Source organism: Rhodococcus sp. NPDC058521, assembly GCF_042719695.1.
GTDB lineage: Bacteria > Actinomycetota > Actinomycetes > Mycobacteriales > Mycobacteriaceae > Rhodococcus_F.
In genome coordinates, this window is record NZ_JBHXNL010000015.1 from 55,101 (window position 1) to 77,828 (window position 22,728).

Sequence of the window (22,728 nt, forward strand, 5' to 3'; positions counted from 1 at the left end):
GCAGTTGGATGTTGTCGCCTGTGGAATCCGCGGCCACGTATGTCGCGGACGATTCCGACGGCTGGAACTCGCTGTCCTATCCCGAACTCGCAGATCTGACCCTTCGCGTCGCTACCGTGCTGCAGGAGAACGGACTTCGGTCCGGTGATGTGGCATGTGTTGTCATGCCCACCGGATTCCCTTGCATAGCAACGCTGTACGGCGTGTGGGCCGCGGGTGGTGCGTTCACTCCTGTTGCTCCACCACAATTCGGTGACGTAGAACAGTATGTAGACCACATCGCAGCGATCTTCGAACAGTCCGAACCTCGGGTTGTCGTGACATCTCCCGAGCTGGCACCGCTCACGGCGCAGGCGCTCGAGCGGTGGGGAACCGGCGTCGTGCCGTTGGTTCTGGACGAAAACTCCATGCGTGCCGCAGAACCGGTGAGCGAACTCGCGCCAGCAGGTGAACGGGCGTTGCTGCAGTTCACCTCGGGCTCGACGGGCGTGCCGCGCGGAGTGAGCATCACCTGGAAGAACCTGGCCAGCAACATCGAAATGATCAGCGAACGCATCGGATGGCATTCGGGCGACACCATGATGTCCTGGTTGCCGCTCTACCATGACATGGGGCTCGTCGGCAGCTTCCTGACGGCCGTGACCAACCAGGGCGACCTCTACCTGATGAGACCAGATCAGTTCGTCCGTGACCCGGCCAGATGGTTGCGCGCAATGACATTCGCCCAGCACTGCCCGGCTCCTTCGTTCGCTCTCGGATACGTCGTGAGCCGGGTCCGACCCGAAGAGATCGCCGACTTGGACCTGTCGAGCTGGCGCACCCTCTGCGTCGGGGCGGAGCCGGTCGCTGCTGCAGATCTCGTGCACTTCGCCGAACTCGTCGGACCGCAGGGTTTTTCGCTCGACACCTTCACATTGGGGTATGGGCTCGCCGAGGCGACCCTGATGGTCAGCACCTCGGCCCGCGACCGTCCGATCACCGCGCTGCGCATCGACAATTCCTCGCTGCACTTCGGCACGCCGGTGACCGTCCTGAGCGAGAGGCAGTTGACTACCGGAACGACTGTTCCCGGTGGCGGCTGGGTGTCGGGGGTCGGGTCGTCGACCAGGTTCGCCGACATCACGATTCTCGGCGAGGACGGCACCGTGCTGCCGGACGGATACCTCGGGGAGGTCGTCGTGCGTGGCGAGTCGGTGTCGGCCGGCCACATCGACGCCGACGGTTCGTTGCACACGGGCGACGCCGGCTTCTTCAGGAGCGGTGAACTGTTCGTACTCGGTCGGATGGGAACCAGCCTGAAGGTGCGCGGACGGACTCTCTTCATGGAGGACGTCGAAGCACGGCTTGCCGGCGAGGTGGGACTGCCGAAGGGCAGGATCGCCGCCGTCGCGATCTCCGACGCAGGTGCGCAGGGTATTGCCCTCTTCGCCGAGACGGAGCCGGGCGACTGGATCTCGGAAGCTCGCAGAGTTCTGCGCGGTGAGCTCGGACCTGCTCGGACCGTCACGATCGTGACGGGGCCCCGCGGTCTCGTCAAGCGAACCTCGAGCGGCAAGCCTCGTCGGCGCCATATGTGGCAGTTGTTCGAGGACGACGCGCTCGACGGCGCGGCGGTGCACACGCCACACGTGAACCTGCCGCCCGAATACCTGACGGAGCTGCTGTCTCGAGTCTCCGAACAGGTCCACGTCCCCGATTCGGCGGACGTGCTCCTGGAAGGTTCCATCGCCGAGGGGTTCGGCAACGAGGGATCCGACATCGACTTCCTGGTGGTCGTGCCAGGGGAAGCCGACTTGCCCACCATGCCGACGGTTCTGTTCGTGGACGGCCGACGTGTGGAGGTACGCACTCGCTCGGAGGCGCAGTTGCGGGACCAACTCGAGCGCGCTCGGCGCGAAGACGCCGGCGAGGACGTACTCAACAGGTGTCAACGATTCCTCCGCGCCGGAGTGGTGCGCGGGGGACCGGTTGTCGACGAGTTGCGATCACTGCTTCCGTACGCCGAATTCGAGAAGCGCATGGCCGACTGGTGGGCTGCGCGTGCCGTTGCCGCACTCGGGTATGCGCTGGCACTGGACACCATCGGTGAACCCGACGAGGCTGCCGGATGGTTGAAGGACGGGCTGCTGCAGGCGGTGAAATCGTGGGCTGCCGCCCGCGCCGAAACCTACCTGGAAACCAAGTGGCTGCCCGAGCAACTCCGGCGACTCGGTGACCACGTAATTGTCGGCCGATACCGCAACGCGGTCGACGGAGATCCGAACCTGCGAGAGTGCCTGGAGCTCGCTGCAGATCTGGGTGTGGGCCGAGTTCCGGTCGAACCCGAACGAATTCGATTCGCACGGATGCCCGGCGTCACGACGTGGCAGATCGGCGGGCGGGTACACGTCGTTCGAGACAAACAGGACGTCTACGTGCTGTCCGAAGAGGCAGGTAGGTCCTGGAGAACCGTCGTGTTCGGTCAACCGATCCGCCGCGACCCCTACCTTGCGCGGTTCGTCGAGCTCGGGTTCGTGCGCTTGAAATGGCAGGGCGGCCGCGTCCTGGAGCCTGCCCTCGCGATGTGCGAGCCGGTGCGTCCGGTGCGACCCACCCCGGACCCGGCAGCTCCGGCTCTCGGTGTCACCGGCGGTGCGCGTACCCAGACCTCGGAGATCTCGTTGTCGCCTCTGCCCGCAACTCGGTTCGCCGAATGCGCTCTTGTGCTGGTGTGGTCCAACATCGTGCTGGAGAACGCGCGGGAAGACCTGGTCGGTGCCCTGAAATCGGAGCAACCGGAAGTTGCCGCCGTGGCCGCCCACCGGATGACGGCCATGGCGGTGCGAGTCCTACTGTCCGCGCACGGAATTCACCCACTACCGGCCGACGTGGCACCGGTGGCCACCGTTCGTCGACTGATTCCGCGTCACGACGATCTGCTGAGCCTTCTCGAGGACGCCACCACCGCGGGTACGGACGTCGACGCCCTGGACAAGTTCGTGGCGGCCGTACGGCAGGTGGCAGGTGGCGCAGAATTCCCCGCCTCCTTCGACTCGAGAGTCACGTGGCGGCGAACCCTGGACATCGGTTACGACTGGCTCAGGCTCGGTGGCTACCTCGACGGCACCCTGCCCATCGACGAGGCACGCGACCTCCTGAGTTCGGGTGGCTTGCAACCACATCTGAGAGACGAGGGGACTCGATGACGGAACGGAAGGTACGCGCGATCGTCGGAGCGATGTCGCCCTCACCGACGACGGCAGGTGACGACGAGTTACGTCTCGTCGAGGACCTCGGGTACGACTCGCTGCGGCTGATGGAACTGACAGTGGCCCTGGAGCGTGCGTTCGAGCTCCCGCCGTTCCGGCCGGAACAGTTGGCTCCCGTGCGCACCGTGGGCGCCGTGGTGAAGTTGATCGAGGGATCGTCATGAGCCACGTTCTGGTGACCGGGGCCAGTGGCCTGGTCGGAGCCGAGGTCGTCTCCCGGTTGACGGCCCGCAACGTGGCGGTGACGGCACTGAGTCATCGAACCCCGTTGGCCGAGAGCGTGACTCGTGTTATCGGAGACGTGCGAGTCCCTGATCTCGGGATCGCGGCCGCGGACCTCGAAGCGCTGGCCTCCGAGGTCACGGCAATCGTGCACTGCGGAGCCACCACGGCGTTCGACGCGGCACCGGAGGTCTACGAAGAACTGAACGTGCAGGGCACCGGCAACGTCGTCGAACTCGCACGACGATGGGATGTGCCCCTCGTGCACGTCAGCACGGCGTACGTGTGCGGAGAACGCAACGGCGTGGTGGCCGAGAACGATCTCGACGTGGATCAGATGTTCGGAAACCTGTACGAGCGCAGCAAGTTCCGTGCCGAGAAACTGGTCCGTGAAGCGGACGGTCTGCAGTGGACCGTGATACGCCCGGGCATCGTTTCCGGCAATTCCGAAACCGGGGCGATCCGCGAGTACAAGAACCTCTATACCGTTCTCAAGCTGATGGTGGAGGGCAAACTCCGTTCGCTGCCAGGACGATACGACGCGACGTTGGCGCTGGCGCCGCTCGATCACGTCGCGGACGTCGTCGTCGCTGCCGTCCTCGACTTCGACGAGGCGCGGGGACGGACGTTCCACGCTGTCGGCGCGGACGCACTCTCGCTCCGCGAGGTATCCGACGTGCTGGCCGAATACCCCTCCTTCGAGATCGCCACTTTCGTTCCGCCCACCTCCTTCTCGGATTCCGACCTGGAAGGAACGGAGCGGGACTACTACCTCCGGGTCGGATCGCTGTACACCAGCTATTTCCACCGTCGGCTCGCGTTCGACGTCTCGGGCGCGGAGAAATTGCTCGGCCGACCGTCCCCGCCGAGCGGCCCGGATTACTTCCGGGTGGTGCTCGACGACTGTCTCGAGTCGGGATATCTCGGCGCGCCCCTGCCGTCGATCGAAGAAGTGCTGGCCTCCCTGGCCGGCGGTGCGGAGAAATCATGAGCAATCACGAGGACCGGGTACCGGCCGGACTTTTCGATTCGCCGAGTAAGCGCGAGGCGTATTCACGGGACACCTACTTCCAGGAGGGTCTGCAGCAACTCTCCGAACACACTTCGGACATAGCAGGTTTCGCACACCGAAACGGCATCCTGCTGCTCAAGCCGGACGCCATCGTGGCGAGGGCCGTCGATCCGACGCTGGAATGGCTGTCGGAGAACGGCTTCCGGATCGTCTGTGCGCGCCAGGTCGGAGTCGACCGTAATCTCGTCCGGGCCCTCTGGTATTTCCAATGGGACATCGCGTCTGCCGAACGGCGCCGCCTCGCCGACCTGCTGTTGGAGATCTCGGACTCGCTCGTTCTCGTCGTCACCCACGACACGGCGACGAAACCGGTGTCCGTGCTGCTCACCGAGCTGAAGGGTCCCACGAATCCCGCGGATCGTCAGCCAGGCCAGCTACGTCATCTGCTCGGTCTGCACACCTATCTCCTCAACATGGTGCACACCCCGGACGATCCCGCAGACGTCGTTCGGGAGCTGGCGATCTACTTCGGGAGCGACGCTCGCAGGACCGTTCTCGAAGAGGCAGTGTCCGGGCTGGATCGAAGCGCCGAGGCCCGCGACATCGGAAACCACCTGTACTCGCAGACACCGCAGCGGAGCTTCGAGCGCGGTGAGGCGGAGGACGTCCTGCGCGGTGAGTTGAGGGTGGACGACAATGAACTCGGCGTGGGCCCCGACGCGGATCCCGCCGTGGACACGGACGCGGGCTGGGCTACGTTGCTGCGCAACGCGTGGGAGAGCGATGCGAAGCTCGACCCCTGGGCTGTGATCGTGGTGGGATCGTCGGTGCTGCCGATGCGGACGGGGAGTGCATCGACACCACAACGTCACCAGCACACGGTCCCGCGGAGGTTGGTCCACAAGACTGCCGTCTCGGAGGTGCTTCTCACGTCATTGAGTCGCTCCGGCGACCAGTTCGTGATCGGTGCTCAGCTTCCACGGATGCACGCCTACTACGGCGACCATCTCGGCCGGGCGCGAGACCGGCACGATCCGCTCATGGTGATGGAAGCTACGCGTCAGGCGTCGATCGCGGTGATTCACAAGTACTTCGACCTGCCGGGCGATCATCACTTCCTGGTCCGCACCTTCAACGGCCGCGCCGAACCGGGCGGTGTGTGGGACATCGGAGCCGATGCCGCCAACTTGGTGATCGAGGCGAAGATCCTCCGCCACTTCCGGTCCGACGACGTCGTCACCGGCGTCGCGATGGAGCTGGCCGTGCTGCGGGACGGAGCGATGATGATGGTCGTGGACGGCTCCTTCTCCTGGCACGACCCGCAGCAGTGGGCAGGCATCCGACGCGCGACCCGGGCTGCCCGACAGCTCGAAGAGGCGGCGGTGGCACTGTGGCCCGGAGCCCGCATTGCGCCACGGGACGTGGGTCGCCTGGACGAACGCAATGTGGTGGTCGGGGCGGAAGTCGACTTCGAGTTCCCCTTGGTCGTCGACCAGTCGCATCCGAGTCTGTTCGACCATCCGCTCGATCACGCGCCCGGAAACCTGCTGATCGAGGCGAGTCGGCAGGCGAGCATCGCGGTATCTCGTCGTCGAACGGGCTCGGCTCCGCGGCTCGAAGCGGTGTTCAGCAGCTTCTCGGGCTTCGTGGAACTCGATCTTCCTGCCGCGTGCGCCGTGAAGGTCACCGAGACCGGAACACGCTGCGAGGTGATGCAGCAAGGCCAGTCGCTCGCCGTGATCGAGCTGCACTTTTCGGAAGAGGACGGTTCATGACGCAATCCGGCAGCGAGAACGTCGACGAGGCGCTCACCAGCACCAGAGCGTTCCGGCGCAAGCTCGACCTGACCCGACCGGTCGAGCGTGATGTTCTCGAAGAGTGTCTGAACGTGGCAACACACGCCCCCACCGGATCGAATCGGCAGGCGTGGCAGTTCGTCGTCATCGACGACCACGACACGAAGAATGCCGTTGCGCAGTTCTACCGCAAGGGCTTCGCGGACAACATCGCCGGAAGAACTCCGACGCCGGATCAGCGGGTGGAGCTCGAATCGGCCGCATATCTCGCGGAGCATCTGCATGAGGTCCCAGCTCTCGTGCTCGCCTGCCAACGCGGCCGACTCCCCGAGGATGCCTCGGCGAAGCAGCTGGCCGGTTTCTACGGCTCCGTGTACCCGGCGGTGTGGAGTTTCATGGTCGCGCTTCGGAGCAGGAGTATCGGTTCGAGTATCACCACGGCCCACCTCACCTACGAACGTGAGGTTGCCGAAATTCTCGGCATTCCCTACGACGAGGTGACCCAGGTAGCACTGCTTCCGGTCGGATATCTGAAGCCGGTAGCGGGAGGGCGTTCGCGGCGTAAACCCGCACCGCTTCACTGGAACTCGTGGGGCTCGGATTGCTGACCCGAATCGCGAGATTCACGAGGGTGATGTACAAGCCCCATTACGTGCTGTACGGCATTCTCTGGGTGCTGGCCCTCGAAGGCACCGCCGCCGTGGTCTCCACACCTCAGTCGTGGCGGCCCACGTGGCACACCGCGGTGCGCTTGGTGGTCGTACTGTTCGTGCTGCTGTATCTCCGCATGGTCGACGAACAGAAGGACCTCGACTACGACCGGATCCACAACCCCGATCGTCCTCTCGTCACGGGCGCGGTGACGGCCACGGACCTGCGGATTGCCATGGCCGTGATCGCAGCTGGATCGGTATCCGCCAGTGCGGCGTTGTCTTTCGGGTCGGCCGTGATGATCGCCTCGGTATTGGCATACGGGCTCGGGTTGTGGGGAATCGAAGCGATGTCACGCCCGATCCGCGACAACATTCTGCTCAATCTGGTCGTCACGTATCCCGTTCAGCTGCTCGTTACCGCCTACGTCGTGGTGTCGGCGGTGCAAACCGGCGAGGCGGAACTGCGCTGGCAGTCGTTCGCGATCGCCGCGATCTTCGCGGGCGCATTTCTGCAGTTCGAGTTCGCTCGCAAGACGTCGAAAGTGGTTCGTCCGGACGAGATGTACTACTCGAACTTCCTCGGGTCCGGCGGGGCTGTCGCAGCGGGCCTGGTGTTCGCTGGCGTCGCGGTGCTCGTGAACCTGGTCGTGATGCCACTCGACCGCGTACTCGTCTGGATTCCGGTGCTACTGCTCGCGTTTCCTGTGTGGGGTGCGGCGAAATACCTTCGGACCGAACGGGTCGATTATCCGCTGCTTCCGCCGGTGCTGTTCATCGTCACGCTGTATTCGGTGCTCATCGCGCAGGCACTCGTGCTCTGAGGGTGACGGGGACGCGTGACGGGGACATCACGAAGTCCTGGTTGGAAGGCTTCACCTTCTTGCTGGGATCGGGGACCGGTTCCCACCGCGACAGCAGGGCGGCTGCCTGAAGCGTGATCGCCATCAGCGCATAGTGATTGCCGGGGCAACGACGCTTGCCGACCCCGAAGGGCATGTTCGCCTTCTTGTCGATGTCCTCGGCACGCTCGGGTGCCCATCGGTCGGGATCGAACACCTCGGGATTCTCGAAATATTCTGCGTCGTGGTGAATCATGTAGGGGCTGAACACCACATTCGCCCCGGAGGGGATGGCGAGGTCGCCGACGACCACGTTGTCGCCCGCTGTCAGCATGCTCACCCAGGGCGCCCAGAAGCGCAGCGTCTCCTGGAGCACCTGCCGCAAGTAGGGCAGTGACTGGATGTGCTCGGGTGTGACCGGATCGGTGCCGACCGCGGCGTCGAGTTCGGTGTGGACCGCGGCGGCGACATCGGGGTGCTGCGTGAGTTCGTGGATCAACCACGCGAGCATCGACGCCTCGGAGCCCACCCCCGCGGCCAGAACGAGAATCAGCTCGTCGACGATCTCCGAATCGGAAAGTGTTGCGCCCGTTTCGGCATCCGTGTGCGCGATCAAGGCGGACAGGACGTCACCGCGGTCTTCGTCGGCGCGTCGGTACTCGGTGACAACCTTGCCGATCGCCGATCGCAGCTGCTGTGACTTCGCCGCGAACCGACGGTTGGCGATCAGACGCATTCGGGTGATCTCCGGCGGAAGAGCGCCCCGCCGGATCACCTCGCCGAGTAGCCACGGAATGTTGTCGCGGATCGCTGCCTGGGCGTCGGAGCTGAAGCGTGCGGTGAAGAGGGTCGACGAGATGGTCTCGAGGACGAGGCTGTGCGCCTCGCTACCGAGGTCGACCTCCGCGCCGTCGGAGAAGCCCTCCGCCCAACGGTTGGCCACCTCGGCAGCGACCGTGGCATAGACGCCGAGCCGCGCCTGACGGAACGCCGGCGCGATCATCCGCCGGCGCAGGTCGTGCTCAGTGCCGCTGAGAACGTTCACCGATCCTGTGACGATGACCTTGATCGCCTCGCGCAGTTCGTCACGGTGAAAATGGCCGGCCTCGCCGAAGCTCACCTGGCGAATCAGATCGGGCGTTGTCAGGACGTATGCGGGCGTGGGCCCCAGGTAGATGCGCACGATCGGGCCGTACGAGGACAGCGTCCTGATGAAAGCCAGAGGGTCGCGAAGCGCGGAGATGCTGTGTCCGAGAAGAGGCACCCGACCCCGAGCGGTGGGCACGGCGGACTCGTGTTGCGGCATGGGCGCCGGCTCCTGTCGCGGTTGCGTGGGTGAGCGCTGTCACTATGGTGGTACCACAACGCAGTAAGGGGCTGGTAATGAAGGTGGTTCTCCCACTGGCCGGAACGCGCGGCGATGTACAACCCGCTGTTGCGCTTGGCCTGGAACTGGCAGGGCGGGGACACGACGTGGTGGTGGGTGCGCCACCGAACCTTGTCGATTTCGTCACGAGGACCGGGCTCGAAGCCCGGCAGTGCGGCCCCGATGTGCAGAAGCTGTACTCGTCCGAGCAGGGACAGAAGGCACTCGCGTCGGGCAGTTCCTTCAAGCTCATGCCGATGGTCGCCAAGCAGATGTCCGAGTACGCGGAGCGCATGGACGACGAGATGATCGACGTGTGCAAGGGTGCGGACGTCATCGTCTCGACGATGCTCACGGAAGACCGGTCGCAGTCCATTGCGGAGGCGATGAACGTTCCGCTGGTCACCATGCACAGCTTTCCGTGCCGCAGAAACAGCCTGTACACGCTCCCCGGCGGTCTCCCGCACGATTGGAACCTGCCCGCACCCGTCATAAGGGCAAGTTGGGTGGCGACCGAGAAGCTGCGCGGACTCGCCTTCATGAAGTACATCAACGCGTTGCGCAGCAAACTCGGCCTCGGAAAGACACGGACGAACGTCGAATCGCTGCTGGCACGTGACGGGGTGCCCGAACTTCAGTTGTACGACAAGGCATTCGTGCCGGGGCTCGCGGAGGAATGGGGTGACAGCAGGCCCCTGATGGGCTTCCTGGATTTGCCGCGCTCCGCCCGGGAAGCCGTGGGGGAGTTGGCGGACGAGCACGCCGACGTGCTCGAGTGGATCGAGGACGGCGCGCCGCCGATCTATTTCGGGTTCGGCAGCATGCCGATTCAGGACACCCGCGCAGTGCTGCGGATGGTCGACCGGATCACCGCCGAACTCGGCCAACGCGCGCTGGTCAGCGCGGGCTGGAGCGATCTCGAGGTCGCGGACCACTCGACCGGAGACCACGTCAAGGTCGTCGGCCCCCTCGCGCACGATCTCGTGTTCCCGCACTGCCTGGCCGCGGTGCATCATGGCGGCATCGGCACCACATACGAGAGCCTGCGCGCGGGCCTGCCGACTCTCGTCTGCTCGGTGTCGTTCGATCAGCCGCTGTGGGGTGTGCAGGTGACCAAGCTCGGCGTCGGGGCACACGTGAAGTTCGCCAAGCTCGATCACACCGCGTTGAAGACGGGTATCGAAACGGTGCTGTCGCCCGGCACCTCCGAACGGGCACGGAGGTTCGCAGAGCAACTCGCCTCGGGTGAATCGAATCCTGCCGCTCGAGTAGCCGATGTGATCGAGGCAGCGGCTCGTTAGCCGATATTGACCATCCAGTTGATTCCGAACTTGTCGGTCAGTGCCCCGAACTTGGCTCCCCACGGCGCGTCGGCGAGAGGCATGGCCACAGTCGCGCCGTCCGACAGCTTGTTCCAGTAGCCCGTCAGCTCCGCTTCGTCCTCACCGCTCAGCGATACGGAGACATTGTCGCCGACGTTCAAATCCATCCCGGCGGGCGTATCGGCGCCCATGACGACCAATCCGTTCTCGGCGGTCAGCATTCCGTGCATGATCTTGTCGGCCTCGGCCGGGTCTTCGCTCGCATGGAACTCGGCGAACGTGTTGAGGTTCAGTTCGCCGCCGAACACCGAGTGATTGAACTCCATGGCTTGTCTGGCCGAGTCACGAAAACTGAGATACGGGTTGAGCAGCGTGGGCATGACGCACCCTTCGTATGTGTGATATGGATCACCAATACACTACTGCACTGCGATCGCCGCTGTCGCCGCCGAGAGCCGTTCGTAGGCTGCCACTGTCTGGGGTGCAAGCGCGGTGTGATCGAGGACCACACCAGAGGCGAGGTGTTCGTCGTAAGGAATCTGCTCGATGCCCCACACCTGATCCGCCAGATATTCGCGGAGCAGATCGACGTCGACCTGCCAGCCGGCCGCGTCCTGGTTCGACACGGTGACGACGGTGCGTGCCAACCCGGCTTGCCCCAGCGTGCTCGCAATCGTCTCCAGCGCTGCGCGCATGCGGTTGAACGCGTCCGCACGACACGGCACCGACAGCACGATCGGTGCACGCGGATCGGTGAGCAGGGGTGCGAGATACGACGGCCGCAAGCGGTGGCCGATGTCGTAGACCCCCGCGACCGCGCGTGCACGCAGATACAGGTCGACGGCGCCGTAATCGGCATTGCCGGCGGTGTGCTCACCGACCCGCTGCAGCACCCGGGCACCGGCCTTGGTGCGAGAGCTGCACGCCTCGAAGACGTCGTCCTTGATCGGCCCGCCCGCCGAGGTGGCCACCAACTGCTCGAGGTTGCCCTTCGACAGGCGATCGTCTGCGCCACGATCGGCCAGATCTCCGCCGGCGGGCGTGGTGTCCACAGCGACGACGGGAAAGCCGTGTGCCGCAGTCACGTTCACGATACCGAGGGCAGTGGTGGTGCCGCCCGCGCCACCGCACGCACCGAGCACGAGCGTGAGGGGAGGGAGGGTCAGCGTGGACTGGGTTGCGGTCATTCGGGTGCCCCCATGTATGTGATGAACGTCTTGCCGTCGATCTCGGTGGTGCCCACGCCCGTGGGGTACTTCTCCTCGGGCAGGCCCGGAGACTTCACTCGGAGCGTCAAGAGATACCGGTCCGAGGTCGTCTGTTCGATCTCCGCGCAATAGTCGGTGTCTGCGGGAATGTCGTCGATGAACGTCTGGAGTCGTTCGGCCGCGCTCACCTTGGCGTCGGGCGTGACCACTTCGCGTGCCTTCTCTGCATCCCGCTCGACGTAGTACGCATACTCGAACGCCAGGATCGCGTTGGTGCCACTGCTCTGATCGCCCGGCTGATTGCTCACGACAGTGCCGTTCGATTCGGACTCCGTGCAGAAGCCGGTTCCAGCAGCTGTCGGCTGCGCCGATGCCGAGTCGTTGTTGCTGAGTGTGTCCGGCCTGAGGACGAGTCCGATCACCAGGGCGCCGACCGCAACAACGACGCCGGCCGCGGCGGCTCCGATGATCAACGGGCGCTTGCTGCTGCCGCCTTCTTTTCGGGGTGCTTCCAAAGGCACGGCCCCTGTAGGCACGGACCCAGTAGGCGCGGGAGCAGGCGTCGGCTCGGGGACCGGTGCGGGGGCGGGTTTGGGCGCCGCCGCCGGTGCGGGAGCAGGCGCGGACTTGGCGGCCTTGGGTGCCTTCGGGGGTTTCTGCTTCTTCGGCTTACGCGGCTTCCGGGGGGACACGATCTCGTCCGGGCCCTGATCCGCGGACAGCCACGTCGGCGTCGGCGCGTCACGGGAGGCACCGGGATCGCTCACGGCGGGGGCCTTGTTGTCGGGTGAGAACATCATCCCGGTCGGCTCTGTGGACCCGTCCGACCAAGCGGCTTCCTGCGGATTCACTTCGGGAACGTCGGCGTCGGGGGTGGCAGCCGCCGAAGTAGGTGCCGGTGCGGGTGCGAAGGGTGGGAACCAGTGACCGTAGCGGTCTTGTTCTCCGCGGTCGGTGTCAGTCACCATCGAATCTTATTCTCCGCCCCCGTAGCTGTCGTTCACCCGTCCTGCATGTCCGAATCGCCAAGATACCGTACCGGCAGAACCAGTCGTCCGAACAGCCGCTCATCAGGCGATCTTGCACACGGTGATCAGGACCGCCGAATCTCTCGAGAGGACGCAGGGATCGAGGGACCACGAGCAGTTCATCCACGAGACGTTCCCGCCCGCAGAGGTCCTGTCCCTCCTTCGGATCGCGCAAGGACACCACCAGCAACCAGGGCAACGATCAGCACCGCGCTTCCGCCGTGTCGGGCACCACTCAGCCTCGACCGACGTGCGCTTCGGCTCGCATCCGCTCCACCATGTGCGGGTAGTGGAGTTCGAAGGCAGGCCGTTCGGACCGGATGCGTGGAAGCTCGGTGAAGTTGTGACGAGGCGGTGGGCACGTGGTGGCCCATTCGAGTGAATTTCCGTAACCCCACGGGTCGTCCACCATGACGATTTCGCCGTAGCGGTAGCTCTTGAAGACGTTCCACACGAACGGAAGCAGTGAGGCGCCCAGGACGAACGAACCGATGGTGGACACCGAATTGAGGACGGTGAACCCGTCGGACGGCAGATAGTCGGCATAACGCCGAGGCATGCCTTCGGCTCCCAGCCAATGCTGCACGAGGAAAGTGGCGTGGAAACCGACGAAGGTGGTCCAGAAGTGCCACTTGCCGAGTCGTTCATCGAGGAAGCGTCCGGTCATCTTCGGAAACCAGAAGTAGATGCCGGCGTACGTCGCGAAGACGATCGTGCCGAAGAGCACGTAATGGAAGTGGGCGATGAGGAAGTACGAGTCGGTGACGTGAAAATCCAATGGAGGACTGGCAAGGATCACCCCCGACAAACCGCCGAACAGGAAGGTGGCGAGGAATCCGATCGAGAAGAGCATCGGTGACTCGAAGGTCAGCTGCCCCTTCCACATGGTGCCGATCCAGTTGAAGAACTTCACACCGGTAGGCACGGCGATCAGGAAGCTCATCATCGAGAAGAAGGGCAGCAGTACGGCGCCGGTCGCGAACATGTGGTGCGCCCACACCGACATCGACAGAGCACTGATGGCCATTGTGGCGTAGACGAGACCGAGGTAGCCGAAGATGGGTTTGCGACTGAACACCGGGAAGATCTCCGACACGATCCCGAAGAACGGCAGCGCGACGATGTACACCTCAGGGTGGCCGAAGAACCAGAACAGGTGTTGCCACAGAAGCGCACCTCCGGTGGCTGGATCGAAAATGTGCGCGCCGAGGTGCCGATCTACCAATAGGCCCATCAATGCGGCGGTGAGCAGTGGGAATGCCATCAGAATCAAGATGGACGTGAGGAAGATGTTCCACGTGAAGACCGGCATCCGGAACATCGTCATTCCCGGTGCGCGTAGGCAGATGACCGTGGTGATCATGTTGACGGCGCCGAGGATGGTGCCGAGACCGGCCACGGCGAGTCCAGTTATCCACAGGTCACCACCCACGCCGGGAGAGTACAGAGCGTTGCTGAGCGGCGTGTAGGCAGTCCATCCGAATTCTGCCGCGCCGCCGGGAGTTACAAAGCCCGAGACGGTGATCAATGCGCCGAACAGGTAGAGCCAGTAGCTGAACGCGTTGAGGCGGGGAAACGCCACATCCGGAGCGCCGATCTGAAGCGGCAATATGTAGTTGGCGAAACCGAACACGACCGGTGTTGCGTACAGCAGGAGCATGATCGTGCCGTGCATGGTGAAGAGCTGGTTGTACTGCTCGTTCGACAAGAACTGCAGGCCGGGGAGGGCGAGTTCGGCGCGCATCAACAGGGCCATGAGTCCTGCTCCCATGAAGAAGCCGAAAGACGTGACCAGGTACATGATCCCGAGCATCTTGGGATCGGTGGTGGTTGCTGCCCGGTAAAGATACGACCCCTTCAGGCCGCGACGCGGCGGATACGGGCGAGCAGGACGAGGTTTCGTCACCGTCGGCGCGTTCACGGTGCGCCTTCTGTGCCCGAGCGTTCGGGACCGGGGATTTCGGAGTGGGGCGGAAAGGTCGCCACCGGTTCGGTGTCGAGGCCGGTGGGTCTCAATATTCGAGCGCCGCGGTCGATACATTCGTCCGGTCGGATGTAGAGCGCTCGGGCGCCGTCGTAGATGCAATCGACGGGGCACTCTTCCACGCAGCCGCGATCCAGCTCGTCGATGCACGGTTGCGCGATCACGTACGTCATACGCACCTCCAGAGACTCGCTCTGTTTTAGAGGAATGCATTCCTATAAAGTCTTACCGTATGGCCGGGCGGAAGGGAACAGTTCGCGACAGGAACCGCACGGTCTCGCACGCGGTGTTGGCCTCCGATCGGCGCGCGGAACTGATGGACGCTCTCAGGTCCAGTTCCGAACCGCAGTCTGCCGGCGAGCTGGCGGACTCGTTTTCCCTGCACGTGAGCACCGTACGGTTCCATCTCGACGCGCTGATAGACGCGGGGTTGGTCACCGCCGAGTTCGAGACGAACCCCGTGCGGGGACGTCCACGACGGCTGTATCGAGCGCTCGAACCCAGCGCGTGGGGGCACCAGGCGCGATACGGAGACTTGGCCGAGGTGCTGGCCGCCCACTGGGCGAGCCCAGGCGGAGACCCGAAGGAACGAGCGGTGGAGGCCGGGAGGCAGTGGGCGCTGCGCGGCATGACCGAATCAGATGGGGCACCGCGGACGCTCGACGCTGCGGTCGACAGCGCAGCGGCGTTGTTTGCAGAGATGGGTTTCGAACCCCAGACGCAGACACAGTCCGATGAAATTCGAATCCGATTGCACACCTGTCCCTTCGAGCTGGTCGCCCGGAAGAATCCGAGCGTGGTGTGCTCTGTGCACCTCGGGTTGCTGCGCGGTGTTCTGGAACGAGCAGGCGTGCCGGGAGCGAAAGGCACTCTCACGCCCTGGGACACCCCGCACACCTGCCTCGCGCGAGTCGCCACGCAATGAACGACACGGACACGGCGCTGATCACCGTGGGACATGGCCGGCTCGACCGGGACGGGCTGACGCGGTTGCTGCAAGGCGCCGGCATTCGGACAATCGTCGACATTCGGCGGTTTCCTGGGAGCAGACACAATCCCGACGTCCGAAGCGACGCCATGGCGGAGTGGCTGCCACGGGCGGAAATCGACTACCGGGTGGAACCGCGTCTGGGCGGCCGTCGAAGACTTTCGGCCGATGCTCCCCGCGATGATCCTTGGTGGCGAGTCGAACAGTTCGCCGCCTATGCGGCACACACCCGGACCGAGGAGTTTGCCGCAGCGTTGGCAGACGTGCTCGCTTCGGCGGAGCAGCGCACTACGGCTGTGATGTGCAGTGAAAGTGTGTGGTGGCGATGTCACCGTCGCCTCGTGGCCGATGTGGCCGCCCTGTCCCACGGGCGCATGGTTCGCCACCTCATGCACGACGGAAGGCTGACCCCGCATCCGACTGCACCCGGGGCAAGACTGCGTACCGACGGACTGGTGGTGTGGGACGGGGAAGATTGATCACCCTCAGGGGCACCCGGGAAGGGCGCGTCGGTCACCTTAACCATTCGCCAGCCGGGTCGGCAAGGCCCGGAAACCTGCGCGAAATGCCGAGGAGATTGTGAAGGAGTCGACACTGCCTCCAGTGAACGCACAGGTCAAGGCCTTGATAGGTGAGCCTAAGTTGTGATAATGCGGGGGTTTTGACCTATCGTTTTATTTACACGGTGGACTCACGAATGTCCGACCCGACCGTGAGGCAATGTCGCTTGGCGCGAGAACCACACCCCTGGAGTGCCGCGCGAGGCGACAGCCGAACGGATTGGTACCGATCACCTCGTGACGGTGCTGGCGTTGCAATGAGATGGCCATCAGCGCTGCTGGTCGTCGGTGCAGATTCTTTGGCATACGAAGGCTGGGTATGAAGCAACTTCCAAGCCCCCAGGGGCTTTACCACCCGTCCAACGAACACGACTCCTGTGGTGTTGCATTCGTTGTGGACATGAAGGGCCGCCGCAGCAGGGACATCGTCGAGAAGGCGATCACCGCGCTGGTCAATCTCGAGCATCGTGGAGCCGCGGGCTCCGAGCCCAACACCGGTGACGGTGCGGGCATTCTGCTGCAGGTGCCGGACAAGTTCTTCCGCGCCGTGGTCGACTTTCCGCTGCCCGTCGAGGGTGCGTACGCAACCGGTATCGCTTTCCTCCCACAGGGCGAAGCGGACGCCGTCAAGGCAGCTGAGGCCGTCGAGAAGATCGTCGAGAGCGAGGGCCTGAAGGTTCTCGGCTGGCGCGACGTCGGAACCGACGACTCCTCCCTCGGTGCGCTCGCGCGCGACGCGATGCCCACGTTCCGCCAGATCTTCATCGGCAGCGAGAACGATGCGCTCACCGGTATGGACCTCGAGCGCCGAGCCTACGTCGTCCGCAAGCGGACCGAACACGAACTGGGCAGCGAAGGTGCCGGCCAGGACGGGCCGGGCAAGGAGACGGTGTATTTCCCGTCCCTGTCGAGCCAGACGTTCGTCTACAAGGGCATGCTCACCACCCCGCAGCTCAAGGGTTTCTACCTGGACCTGCAGGACGAGCGTGTCGAGTCGGCACTCGGCCTGGTGCACTCGCGCTTCTCCACCAACACGTTCCCGTCGTGGCCTCTCGCGCATCCGTTCCGCCGGGTGGCGCACAACGGTGAGATCAACACGGTCACCGGCAACGAGAACTGGATGCGTGCCCGTGAGGCGCTCATCGAGTCCGACATCTTCGGTGGCGCAGACAAACTGGAGAAGATCTTCCCGGTCTGCACCAAGGGCGCCAGCGACACTGCTCGCTTCGACGAGGTACTCGAGATGCTGCACCTCGGTGGCCGCAGCCTCCCGCACGCCGTGCTCATGATGATCCCGGAAGCCTGGGAGCGTCACGAGAGCATGGACCCCGCCCGCCGCGCGTTCTACGAGTACCACTCGGCACTCATGGAGCCGTGGGACGGACCGGCGTCGGTGTGCTTCACCGACGGCACCGTCATCGGCGCCGTCCTCGACCGAAACGGCCTGCGTCCCTCACGCCTCTGGGTCACCGAGGACGGTCTCGTCGTCATGGCGTCGGAGGTCGGCGTCCTGCCGATCGACCCCGCCACCGTGGTCCAGAAGATTCGCCTTCAGCCCGGTCGTATGTTCCTGGTCGACACGGCGCAGGGTCGCATCATCGACGACGAGGAGTTCAAGTCCGATCTCGCTGCCGAGCACCCCTACCAGGAGTGGATCGACAAGAACCTCGTCCACATGGACGATCTGCCTGACCGTCCCTACACGTACATGTCGCATGCACGAGTCGTGCTGCGCCAACAGATGTTCGGGTTCACCAACGAAGAGGTCGAGCTCCTCGTCAAGCCGATGGCGGCTTCGGGTGCGGAAGCTCTCGGCTCGATGGGCACGGACACTCCGATCGCGGTTCTGTCGAAGCGGTCGCGGATGCTCTACGACTACTTCTCGCAGATGTTCGCGCAGGTCACCAACCCGCCGCTCGACGCCATCCGCGAAGAGGTCGTCACCAGCATCGGTGGCACCATCGGACCCGAGCACGACCTGCTCGAGCCCACCGCGGAGTCCTGCAGGCAGATCTTCCTGCCGCAGCCGATCCTCCACAACGACGACCTGTCGAAGCTCATCCACGCCAACGACGACGCCCGCTTCCCCGACTTCCGCAGCGTCATCGTCCGTGGCCTCTACCCGGTCGCCGAAGGCGGCGACGGCCTGCGCAAGGCGCTCGACGACGTTCGCTACCAGGTGTCGCAGGCAATCGCCGGGGGTGCGCGCATCGTCGTGCTGTCGGACCGTGAGTCGAACGAGACGTACGCACCGATCCCGTCGCTGCTGCTGACTTCGGCGGTGCACCACCACCTCGTTCGCGAGAAGAGTCGCACCAAGGTCGGGCTGATCGTCGAGGCGGGCGACGCCCGCGAGGTGCACCACATGGCGCTCCTCATCGGCTTCGGTGCCGCAGCGATCAACCCGTACATGGCGTTCGAGACCATCGACGAGATGGTGACGAACGACGAGCTGTCCGGCATCAGCCTGGATCAGGCCATCGCCAACTACATCAAGGCAGCCGGCAAGGGTGTTCTCAAGGTGATGTCCAAGATGGGCATCTCGACCCTGGCTTCCTACACCGGCGCGCAGCTGTTCCAGGTCATCGGCCTGTCGCAGGAGTTGGTGGACGAATACTTCACCGGACTCAACTCGCACCTCGGTGGTATCGGCCTCGACGAGATCGCAGCCGATGTGGCAGTCCGTCACGCCAACGCGTACCTGGATCGTCCGGAAGAGCACGCGCACCGCGAGCTCGAGGTCGGTGGCGAGTATCAGTGGCGGCGCGAAGGTGAGTACCACCTGTTCAACCCGGACACCGTCTTCAAGCTCCAGCACGCCACCCGCACCGGGCAGTACAAGGTGTTCAAGGAGTACACGAAACTCGTCGACGACCAGTCGGAGCGCCTCGCAGCGTTGCGCGGCCTTTTCGAGTTCAAGAAGGATGTGCGCCAGCCGATTCCGCTGGAAGAGGTGGAGCCCGCCAGCGAGATCGTCAAGCGCTTCTCCACGGGTGCGATGAGCTACGGGTCGATCTCGGCCGAGGCACACGAGTCCCTGGCGATAGCCATGAACCGTCTCGGCGGCCGCTCCAACTCCGGTGAGGGCGGCGAGAGTGTCGACCGATTCAGCCCCGACGAGAACGGCGATCTTCGGCGCAGCGCGATCAAGCAGGTCGCCTCGGGACGCTTCGGTGTCACCTCGCACTACCTGAGCAACTGCTCGGACATCCAGATCAAGATGGCGCAGGGCGCAAAGCCCGGCGAGGGTGGCCAGCTGCCCGCGCACAAGGTGTACCCGTGGGTGGCCGAGGTTCGGCACTCCACCCCGGGCGTCGGCCTCATCTCGCCGCCGCCGCACCACGACATCTACTCGATCGAGGATCTGGCCCAGCTGATCCACGACCTGAAGAACGCCAACCCGCAGGCTCGCGTCCACGTGAAGCTGGTCTCCGAGGTCGGTGTCGGAACGGTTGCCGCGGGTGTCTCCAAGGCGCACGCCGACGTGGTGCTGATCTCCGGTCACGACGGTGGCACCGGCGCCACTCCGCTGACTTCCGAGAAGCATGCCGGCGCACCGTGGGAGCTCGGACTCGCCGAGACCCAGCAGACGCTGCTCCTCAACGGTCTGCGCGACCGCATCGTCGTGCAGGTCGACGGCCAGCTCAAGACCGGACGCGACGTCATGATTGCGGCACTGCTCGGCGGCGAGGAGTTCGGTTTCGCCACCGCGCCCCTGGTGGTGTCCGGCTGCATCATGATGCGTGTCTGCCACCTCGACACCTGCCCGGTGGGTGTCGCCACTCAGAACCCGGTTCTGCGTGAGCGTTTCACCGGCAAGCCCGAGTTCGTGGAGAACTTCTTCATGTACATCGCGGAGGAGGTGCGCGAGCTCATGGCCGAGCTCGGTTTCCGCACCCTCGACGAGGCGGTCGGTCAGGTGAACATGCTCGACACGACCAAGGCTCTCGAGCACTGGAAGGGCGCGAAGGCAGGCAACCTCGATCTGTCGCCGATCCTGCACGAGACCGAGTCAGCGTTCCTCGACCAGGACCTGTACTGCACGGGAACCCAGGATCATGGTCTCGACAAGGCGCTCGATCAGCAGCTCATCATCCAGAGCCGTGATGCCCTGGACAAGGGCACGAAGGTCGCCTTCGAATCGAAGATCACCAACGTCAACCGCACGGTGGGCACGATGCTCGGTCACGAGCTCACCAAGGTGTACGGCGGTGAGGGCTTGCCGGACAACACGATCGACATCACTTTCACGGGTTCTGCCGGCAACAGCTTCGGTGCGTTCGTGCCCAAGGGCATGACGTTGCGCCTGCACGGCGACGCCAACGACTTCGTCGGCAAGGGTCTCTCCGGTGGTCGCATCGTGGTCCGCCCGCCGCTCGAAACGGCAGCAGGTTTCGTCGCCGAGGACAACATCATCGGTGGCAACGTGATCCTGTTCGGCGCCACCAGTGGCGAGGTGCTGCTGCGTGGTGTCGTCGGTGAGCGTTTCTGTGTCCGAAACTCCGGCGCCACTGCCGTCGTCGAGGGTGTGGGCGACCACGGCTGCGAGTACATGACCGGCGGCAAGGTGGTCATCCTGGGCAAGACGGGTCGCAACTTCGGTGCCGGTATGTCCGGTGGCGTTGCGTTCGTCTACAACCCGGACCGCGATTTCGAAGACAATCTCAACACCGAACTCGTCGATCTCGAGGATCTCGAAGGTGACGAGTGTGCGTGGCTCAAGGGCGCGATCGAGCGTCACCGCGACGAGACCGGTTCGGAGGTTGCCGCGCGCATCCTGTCCGACTGGTCGCAGCAGGTGGGGCACTTCGCGAAGGTGATGCCGCGCGATTACAAGAAGGTACTCATGGCAATCAAGGACGCCGAGATTCGCGGCGCCAACGTGGACGAGGCGATCATGGAGGCAGCTCGTGGCTGATCCGAAGGGCTTTCTGAAGCACGGATCCCGCGAGGTTCCGGTCCGCCGTCCCGTTCCGCTGCGCCTGCTCGACTGGAAAGAGGTCTACGAGGAGTTCCCGAAGGAGACTCTCCGCGACCAGGCCAGCCGTTGCATGGACTGTGGTATTCCGTTCTGCCACAACGGTTGCCCGCTGGGGAACCTGATCCCCGAGTGGAACGACCTGGTCTACAAGGACAAGTGGCACGACGGCATCGAGCGTCTGCACGCCACCAACAACTTCCCGGAGTTCACCGGGCGGCTGTGCCCGGCACCGTGCGAGGCGTCGTGCGTTCTGGGCATCAACCAGGACCCCGTGACGATCAAGCAGGTCGAGGTCGAGCTCATCGACCGCGCATTCGACGAAGGCTGGGTCGAGCCCGTGCGGCCGTCCCGCCGCACCGGCAAGAAGGTTGCCGTCGTCGGTTCCGGTCCCGCCGGTCTCGCGGCTGCCCAGCAGCTCACCCGTGCCGGACACTCGGTCACCGTCTTCGAGCGTGCGGATCGCATCGGCGGCCTGCTCCGCTACGGCATCCCCGAGTTCAAGATGGAGAAGCGGCACATCGATCGTCGTCTGGCGCAGATGGAGGCGGAGGGCACCAACTTCCGCACGGGCGTCAATGTCGGCGTCGACATCACCGCCGACGAACTGCGCGATCAGTTCGACTCCGTGGTTCTGGCCGGCGGCGCCACCGAGGCTCGCGACCTGCCGATCCCCGGTCGTGAACTCGTCGGCATCCACCAGGCGATGGAGTTCCTGCCCATCGCGAACCGGGTGCAGCTCGGCGACATGGAAGAGCCGACGATCACGGCCAAGGGCAAGAAAGTCGTCATCATCGGTGGCGGCGACACCGGAGCCGACTGCCTCGGAACTTCGCACCGTCAGGGCGCCGAGGTCGTGCACCAGTTCGAGATCATGCCGCGCCCGCCGGAGACTCGTGCCGAGCAGACCCCGTGGCCGACGTACCCGCTCATGTACCGCGTGTCCTCCGCTCACGAAGAGGGTGGCGAGCGTGTGTTCTCCGTCAACACCGAAGAGTTCGTGGGCAAGGACGGCAAGGTCACCGGCCTGCGCGCCCACGAGGTCGAGATGGTGGATGGGAAGTTCCAGAAGGTCGAGGGGTCCGAGTTCGACCTCGAGGCCGACATCGTCTTCCTGGCGATGGGTTTCACCGGGCCCGAGAAGCCGGGCCTGCTCACCGATCTCGGTGTCGACCTGACCGACCGCGGCAACGTTGCCCGCTCGGACAAATTCGCCACCAACGTCGACGGCGTGTTCGTGGCCGGTGACATGGGCCGTGGGCAGTCGCTCATCGTGTGGGCGATCGCCGAGGGACGCTCGGCCGCCGCAGCCGTGGACGCCTACCTGGAGGGGTCGTCGGCTCTGCCGGCACCGATCCTGCCGACCACCGCCCCGCAGCGGTAAGTACGCATCACAGATCCGCGCCCCGTTCGAATCGAACGGGGCGCGGATCTTTGTGTATTCGGACAACGAAGAGAACTTCGGTTTGGTAACTTTCGTTCTACCGGTCGTGTAAATGCAGGTCATGTCGTGATGAAAGTATG

At 64.5% G+C, this 22,728-nt stretch carries 16 protein-coding genes and 1 pseudogene; 11 read left to right on the forward strand and 6 right to left on the reverse strand.

The features are described 5' to 3' along the window. Nucleotides 1–8: 8 nt before the first annotated feature. The 6 genes from ACFWO3_RS19255 to ACFWO3_RS19280 are packed head-to-tail and all read left to right on the forward strand — an operon-like array spanning nucleotide 9 to nucleotide 7,752. The gene (locus tag ACFWO3_RS19255; protein ID WP_378580739.1) at nucleotides 9–3,185 is read left to right on the forward strand and encodes an AMP-binding protein; all 3,177 of its coding nucleotides are present in this window, start codon (nucleotides 9–11) and stop codon (nucleotides 3,183–3,185) included. Beyond that, on the forward strand, nucleotides 3,182–3,412 hold the full coding sequence (locus ACFWO3_RS19260) for an acyl carrier protein (protein ID WP_378580742.1): 231 nt from the start codon (nucleotides 3,182–3,184) through the stop codon (nucleotides 3,410–3,412). The genes ACFWO3_RS19255 and ACFWO3_RS19260 overlap by 4 nt, the downstream gene beginning before the upstream one ends. Then, entirely contained in the window at nucleotides 3,409–4,461 is a 1,053-nt protein-coding gene (locus ACFWO3_RS19265; RefSeq protein WP_378580745.1) for an SDR family oxidoreductase, read from the forward strand. The genes ACFWO3_RS19260 and ACFWO3_RS19265 overlap by 4 nt, the downstream gene beginning before the upstream one ends. Beyond that, a complete protein-coding gene (locus ACFWO3_RS19270) occupies nucleotides 4,458–6,257 on the forward strand; it encodes an AfsA-related hotdog domain-containing protein (RefSeq protein ID WP_378580748.1) in 1,800 nt (599 codons plus the stop codon). Before ACFWO3_RS19265 ends, ACFWO3_RS19270 begins: the two co-directional genes overlap by 4 nt. Then, on the forward strand, nucleotides 6,254–6,886 hold the full coding sequence (locus ACFWO3_RS19275; RefSeq protein ID WP_378580751.1) for a nitroreductase family protein: 633 nt from the start codon (nucleotides 6,254–6,256) through the stop codon (nucleotides 6,884–6,886). The genes ACFWO3_RS19270 and ACFWO3_RS19275 overlap by 4 nt, the downstream gene beginning before the upstream one ends. Before the next feature lie 26 nt (nucleotides 6,887–6,912). Then, nucleotides 6,913–7,752 (forward strand): hypothetical protein, encoded by an 840-nt coding sequence (locus ACFWO3_RS19280; protein WP_378580754.1) that lies wholly within the window; start codon nucleotides 6,913–6,915, stop codon nucleotides 7,750–7,752. On the opposite strand, the gene ACFWO3_RS19285 is transcribed toward ACFWO3_RS19280, so the two are convergent. After that, entirely contained in the window at nucleotides 7,727–9,076 is a 1,350-nt protein-coding gene (locus ACFWO3_RS19285; RefSeq protein ID WP_378580766.1) for a cytochrome P450, read from the reverse strand. The two genes, ACFWO3_RS19280 and ACFWO3_RS19285, sit on opposite strands and share 26 nt — an antisense overlap. Before the next feature lie 77 nt (nucleotides 9,077–9,153). Here ACFWO3_RS19285 and ACFWO3_RS19290 point away from each other — a divergent pair, with 77 nt between their 5' ends. After that, entirely contained in the window at nucleotides 9,154–10,437 is a 1,284-nt protein-coding gene (locus ACFWO3_RS19290) for a glycosyltransferase (protein WP_378580768.1), read from the forward strand. Here ACFWO3_RS19290 and ACFWO3_RS19295 read toward each other — a convergent pair. From ACFWO3_RS19295 to ACFWO3_RS19315, 5 genes and pseudogenes are all read right to left on the reverse strand, one after another. Continuing rightward, a complete protein-coding gene (locus tag ACFWO3_RS19295) occupies nucleotides 10,434–10,838 on the reverse strand; it encodes a VOC family protein (RefSeq protein WP_378580770.1) in 405 nt (134 codons plus the stop codon). The two genes, ACFWO3_RS19290 and ACFWO3_RS19295, sit on opposite strands and share 4 nt — an antisense overlap. Before the next feature lie 39 nt (nucleotides 10,839–10,877). Further along, nucleotides 10,878–11,645: a hypothetical protein gene (locus ACFWO3_RS19300; protein WP_378580772.1), complete on the reverse strand. Its 768-nt coding sequence runs from the start codon at nucleotides 11,643–11,645 to the stop codon at nucleotides 10,878–10,880. Further along, nucleotides 11,642–12,631, reverse strand: coding sequence for a hypothetical protein (locus ACFWO3_RS19305; RefSeq protein ID WP_378580774.1), 990 nt, complete (start codon nucleotides 12,629–12,631; stop codon nucleotides 11,642–11,644). Before ACFWO3_RS19305 ends, ACFWO3_RS19300 begins: the two co-directional genes overlap by 4 nt. Before the next feature lie 298 nt (nucleotides 12,632–12,929). Continuing rightward, nucleotides 12,930–14,615, reverse strand: a complete 1,686-nt coding sequence (ctaD, locus tag ACFWO3_RS19310) for a cytochrome c oxidase subunit I (RefSeq protein ID WP_378580776.1) — start codon at nucleotides 14,613–14,615, stop codon at nucleotides 12,930–12,932. A 101-nt stretch (nucleotides 14,616–14,716) separates the two neighbouring features. After that, nucleotides 14,717–14,851 (reverse strand): annotated as a pseudogene (locus ACFWO3_RS19315) (ferredoxin family protein); the annotation flags it as partial. Between the two features lie 59 nt (nucleotides 14,852–14,910). On the opposite strand from ACFWO3_RS19315, the gene ACFWO3_RS19320 reads away from it, so the two are divergent. The 4 genes from ACFWO3_RS19320 (at nucleotide 14,911) to ACFWO3_RS19335 (ending at nucleotide 22,588) form a co-directional block, all read left to right on the forward strand. Beyond that, nucleotides 14,911–15,603 carry a helix-turn-helix transcriptional regulator gene (locus tag ACFWO3_RS19320; protein WP_378580778.1) on the forward strand — a complete coding sequence of 231 codons (693 nt, stop codon included), beginning with the start codon at nucleotides 14,911–14,913 and terminating at the stop codon, nucleotides 15,601–15,603. Next, on the forward strand, nucleotides 15,600–16,145 hold the full coding sequence (locus ACFWO3_RS19325) for a DUF488 family protein (protein WP_378580780.1): 546 nt from the start codon (nucleotides 15,600–15,602) through the stop codon (nucleotides 16,143–16,145). Before ACFWO3_RS19320 ends, ACFWO3_RS19325 begins: the two co-directional genes overlap by 4 nt. Nucleotides 16,146–16,545: 400 nt before the next feature. Then, the gene (gene gltB, locus ACFWO3_RS19330; protein WP_378580782.1) at nucleotides 16,546–21,144 is read left to right on the forward strand and encodes a glutamate synthase large subunit; all 4,599 of its coding nucleotides are present in this window, start codon (nucleotides 16,546–16,548) and stop codon (nucleotides 21,142–21,144) included. Further along, nucleotides 21,137–22,588, forward strand: coding sequence for a glutamate synthase subunit beta (locus ACFWO3_RS19335; protein ID WP_378580783.1), 1,452 nt, complete (start codon nucleotides 21,137–21,139; stop codon nucleotides 22,586–22,588). Before gltB ends, ACFWO3_RS19335 begins: the two co-directional genes overlap by 8 nt. Nucleotides 22,589–22,728 lie beyond the last annotated feature (140 nt).